The organism is Paenibacillus sp. AR247, from assembly GCF_002968895.1.
Taxonomy (GTDB): domain Bacteria; phylum Bacillota; class Bacilli; order Paenibacillales; family Paenibacillaceae; genus Paenibacillus_AQ; species Paenibacillus_AQ favisporus.
In genome coordinates this window covers 4893-9227 of the sequence record NZ_PCZT01000001.1, presented here as the reverse complement: position 1 = coordinate 9227, position 4335 = coordinate 4893, and the positions used below count along the sequence as shown (strand labels likewise).

Annotated in this window: 3 protein-coding genes and 2 pseudogenes; all 5 read left to right on the top strand. The window is 54.2% G+C overall.

The window, feature by feature from the left end:
* A pseudogene (locus CPT76_RS00050) lies at positions 1–279 on the top strand (hypothetical protein); the annotation flags it as partial.
* Between the two features lie 610 nt (positions 280–889).
* A complete protein-coding gene (hisS, locus tag CPT76_RS00045; protein ID WP_308737488.1) occupies positions 890–2023 on the top strand; it encodes a histidine--tRNA ligase in 1134 nt (377 codons plus the stop codon).
* A 52-nt stretch (positions 2024–2075) separates the two neighbouring features.
* A pseudogene (locus CPT76_RS00035) lies at positions 2076–2971 on the top strand (3'-5' exoribonuclease YhaM family protein).
* 294 nt (positions 2972–3265) lie between these two features.
* Positions 3266–3754 (top strand): DUF5643 domain-containing protein, encoded by a 489-nt coding sequence (locus CPT76_RS00030; RefSeq protein ID WP_105441531.1) that lies wholly within the window; start codon positions 3266–3268, stop codon positions 3752–3754.
* The gene (locus CPT76_RS00025; RefSeq protein ID WP_105441530.1) at positions 3751–4335 is read left to right on the top strand and encodes a DUF5044 domain-containing protein; all 585 of its coding nucleotides are present in this window, start codon (positions 3751–3753) and stop codon (positions 4333–4335) included. The genes CPT76_RS00030 and CPT76_RS00025 overlap by 4 nt, the downstream gene beginning before the upstream one ends.

The following is a 4335-nucleotide window of genomic DNA, read 5'->3' as shown; positions in this document are numbered from 1 at the left end:
GCAGGAACGTCAGGTGCGGTAGGCGTGCCTACCGCTTACCCGGCCGCAGGCATCCCCGTGGTGGACGACCGGGATCCGGACGAGCTGTCCGAGGAGGACCGCGAACGCCGTGCGGACGAGGGAGGCGACCTGCTCTCGGGAGCGGTGGACGTGTCCCCGGACGATGAGGACTACCGGGACCTGGAGTACGTCCTTGCTGCCAAAGTGCCTGACGATTCTTATCAGGACGTTGTCAATAAACTGCGGGCAAGCGGCGGTTATGTGGAAATTTTCGACTGATTTCCTCAGGAACCGATGAAAAGAAAGCGCTGGGTAAAGCGCTTTCTTTTATGTAATATAACTGTAATATTAGTTTCATATTTCCTTAATATTGGCTGTCTATAATAAGAGCATGACCCCCTTTTTTAATATATTACCTTATTGAACCTACAATATGGATTGTAGGTTTTTCTTTGCTGAAATGTCTGTAAATTGACAACTGCATCCAATTTGTGACAGAGGCTCTTGACTTTAGTGCAGCGGTTCATTACAATCTAAAAATAATCTAAAATCGATTTGATGACGGGACCAAGTAGTCCGTGCCCCACCATGCAGAGAGGAATCCCTTAGGCTGAGAGGATTCTATGGATGACCGGATGAATGACTTCCCCGAGAACAGGCGGCGAAAGTGGCTTGCGGCGCAGGATATGCGCTGTTCCAGATCATGAGTAGACGTGCTGCGCTGAACGGGCGTTAATCGTTTGGAGCGGATACATAAGAAGTATCCGGAATGTGGGTGGTACCACGGGAATCAATGAATAACGATCTCTCGTCCCTGTTGGCTTGTTCAAGCGCAGGGGTGAGGGATTTTTTTGTTAGCTACAAATGATCTATGAAAAGAGGGGTTGCTATGGCTTACCAAAAACCGACGGGCACGCAGGATTTGCTGCCGGGCACGGTGGAGAAATGGCAGTTTGTCGAAGAAAAAGCCAGAGATTTGTGCCGGCGGTTCAATTACCGCGAAATCCGCACGCCGATGTTCGAGCAGACCGAACTGTTTGAGCGCGGCGTTGGCGAAACGACGGATATCGTCGAAAAAGAGATGTACACGTTCAAAGACAAGGGCGACCGCAGCATGACGCTGCGCCCGGAAGGCACTGCCGGCGTGGTCCGCTCCTACGTCGAAAACAAGCTGTACGGTGAACCTGATGTCACCAAGCTTTACTACATCGGCCCGATGTTCCGCTACGAGCGTCCTCAGGCGGGACGTTACCGCCAGTTCCACCAGTTTGGGATCGAGGCGTTCGGTGCATTGGATCCGGCCATCGATGCGGAAGTCGTCTCGCTCGGATACCAGTTCTGCAAAGACCTCGGCCTGCAGGGCGTGACCGTGGAGATCAACTCCGTGGGCAATCCCGCCAGCCGGGCGGCGTACCGCGAGAAGCTGCTCGCGTTTCTGACGCCGATGAAAGACACGTTGTGCAAGGACTGCCAGTCGCGGATGGAGCGCAACCCGATGCGGGTGCTGGACTGCAAGATCGACCAGGACAAATTCATCGATGCGCCATCGATTCTGGACAGCCTGGACGAGGAGTGCACCACGCACTTCGAGCAGGTGAAGACATACCTCACCGCGATGGAGGTCGACTTCAAGGTCAACCACCGGCTGGTGCGCGGCTTGGACTATTACACCCACACCGCCTTCGAATACGGGCTGATGGTCCAGAACGTCAAAGAGATGGAGTTTACGGATTTGACCGAAGCGTTTTCCGGCGTTTCTCATTATGGTCATGATCCCTTTTACGTACAGCATTGTGGACGGCATGGCTTTCGGCTTTATCGCTTACCCGGTGGTAAAGCTGGCCCAGGGCAGAGGCCGGGAGGTTTCGCCTGTGCTGTATGGCATTGCCGCACTGTTTGTGGCGAACTTCGTGCTGCATGCATTCCTCTAAGGCATAAATCGCGGATGTGGAAGCGCGTGAAAGGGGACCCGTATAAATGCGGTGGATCTTTCCGGTTTGGGGTAATGGATAAGGACAGCTAAGCAGCTGTCCTGAACCGTTTTTTCAGTGAATTATTTAGGAGGATTTCAAGAGATGACACTTATTCAATCGTTTACCGAAGGGCAGGAAATTACGGGCTTCTATCTGCTGAAATCGCTGCAGGTCAAACAGACGAACGCCACGCCGCCCAAGGATTATTTGGATATGATCTTATCGGATACGAGCGGGGAAATCCCGGCGAAACTGTGGGACACCTCCTCGACGGACAAGGAGACGTTCTTTGCACCGATGCTCGTCAAAGTGCGCGGCATCGTCCAGCTGTACCGGGAGCGGCTGCAATTTAAAGTAACGCAGATCCGGCCGGCCAAGGATGAGGACGGATACAGCATCACCGATTTCGTACGGTCGGCTCCCGTTCAGCCGGCGGACTTGGTCTATACGATCAAGGCGGCGGCGGCAAGCGTTCAGGATCCCGAGCTCCGCAAAATTATCGAGCACTGCTACGGCAAGGTTGGGGATAAGCTCATGCATTATCCGGCCGCCAAAGGTATGCACCATGCTTTTTATGCCGGCCTGGCCTACCATGTCGTGCGGATGCTGGAGCTGGCCGAGTTCGTGTGCAAGAACTGACGGCGGAGCTGGGCATCGTCAGCGAGTACAGCTTCACCGGTAAGCTGATCGGCCACATTCCGCTTGCGGTCAGCTGGATCACGGAGGCGGCGGTGCTTCACGGCATGGACCTGAACGCGGAGAAAATCGTGCTGCTGCAGCACGTTATTCTGGCCCATCATAACTTGGCCGAGTGGGGCAGTCCGGTGCAGCCGCAAATACCGGAGGCGCTTGCCCTGCATCTCATCGACCAGATGGATGCGAAGCTGCAAGCCGCCGAGGATGCCATCGATACGATGTCCATGACGGATGAATGGACCACGCCCGTACGGGCGTTGGAGAACAAGGCGTTCTACCGTTCGAAATACGGCAAGGATTAACGTTGTGAGCATTTTCGTCTGATTTCCGGACTTTATACGATATACGATCCTGAATTCATAAATAATGGGGAATGTTAAAACAGTCAGTGTGCGGTGAACCCGCCCTGGCTGTTTTTTGATCTTCAGCGGAAAAACAACGCATTGGGCAGCCGGATCTTCCACTGTCTGAGAAGCGGCTGAGCGGAGGGGCGATTGCTGCCCAGGAATCAGATTGCGATTTTTCCGGTTTATGGTAAAATCTTCACCAATACAAATGGCTATTGAGATCCATGATGAAATAAAAGGAGCATGCCCTTGAGAAATGTAACGGTGGGAATGATTATACGAAGGCTGCTAATTTTTGCTTTTGCCGCGCTGCTGCTGTTCCAGCTGGTCGACTGGCTCCCATGGAGAGACGGCAACCGGCTTATGATCGCGGACTTGAAAAACGACGGCCGGGTTACGGCGTATCCGGTGAACCGGAAACTGAACATGGATGACGATACATTTACTTTAAAGGAGCTGTACACCACCTCCAAACGGACCGCGATCCGCTACGCCTTCCACAAAAAGGTGCGGGACGGGTGGTCCTTCCCGACGGCTTCCGTCAAGCTGATGGACGCGTCAGGAAACGAACTGATCCAGCACGGGGCGAGCAGCACCGGAGTGCCATGGGGAGAGAACGGATGGATCTATTTTGACCCGCTGCCTGCGGGGACGAAGAAGCTGACCCTCCGCTATGATTGGTATGACCGGCAGAGTGAGATGCCGATTCTCCTGGAGAAGGAGGAGAGCACCCAATGAAGATCAGCAGGCTGGGCGGAGTGCTGGAATGGTGCGCGGTTCTGATTTTGTTCATCGTCCTGCTGTGGGTATCCGGATTGGATCGCGGCAGCTTTACGGCGCAGGGCGCCCATGAGCTTTCCGAGCGAAGCTATCATTACGGGCCGTCCAAGGTCGTGAGGAAGGTTCAGGTGGATCAGGATACGGTGGTGTTCCTTGGCACCTACAAGCAGTGGTTTTCTGCCGATACGGTCACCTGGAGCCATTTTAAATGGCACCCCAGCGGAGGGGTTGCCGGTGTGCCCAAAAACCCGGAAAAACCGCTGACCTACAGCTGGGATGTTAAGAGCACCGGGTCGGATGGCGGGATGGCCAAATTTTACGGTTATGTCAACGATCCCGACATCGTTACCGTGGAACTGGGTGTGGTGATGGAGGACCGCGGCAGCAATACAGCGACGTCCGGATCGGAGCGGCAGCGCATATCGGATGACCGCATGTTCCTGTTTGTGTGGAAAACGGAGGGACGGGATTTCTCATGGCAATCCATCAAAGGACTGGACCGGGAGGGAAAGGTCAGGTACGAGCATAAGCTGCAGTAA

Coding starts and splice junctions, on each gene's coding strand:
- CPT76_RS00025 (WP_105441530.1), top strand. CDS start 3,751: ATGAAGATCAGCAGGCTGGGCGGAGTGCTGGAATGGTGCGCGGTTCTG.
- hisS (WP_308737488.1), top strand. CDS start 890: ATGGCTTACCAAAAACCGACGGGCACGCAGGATTTGCTGCCGGGCACG.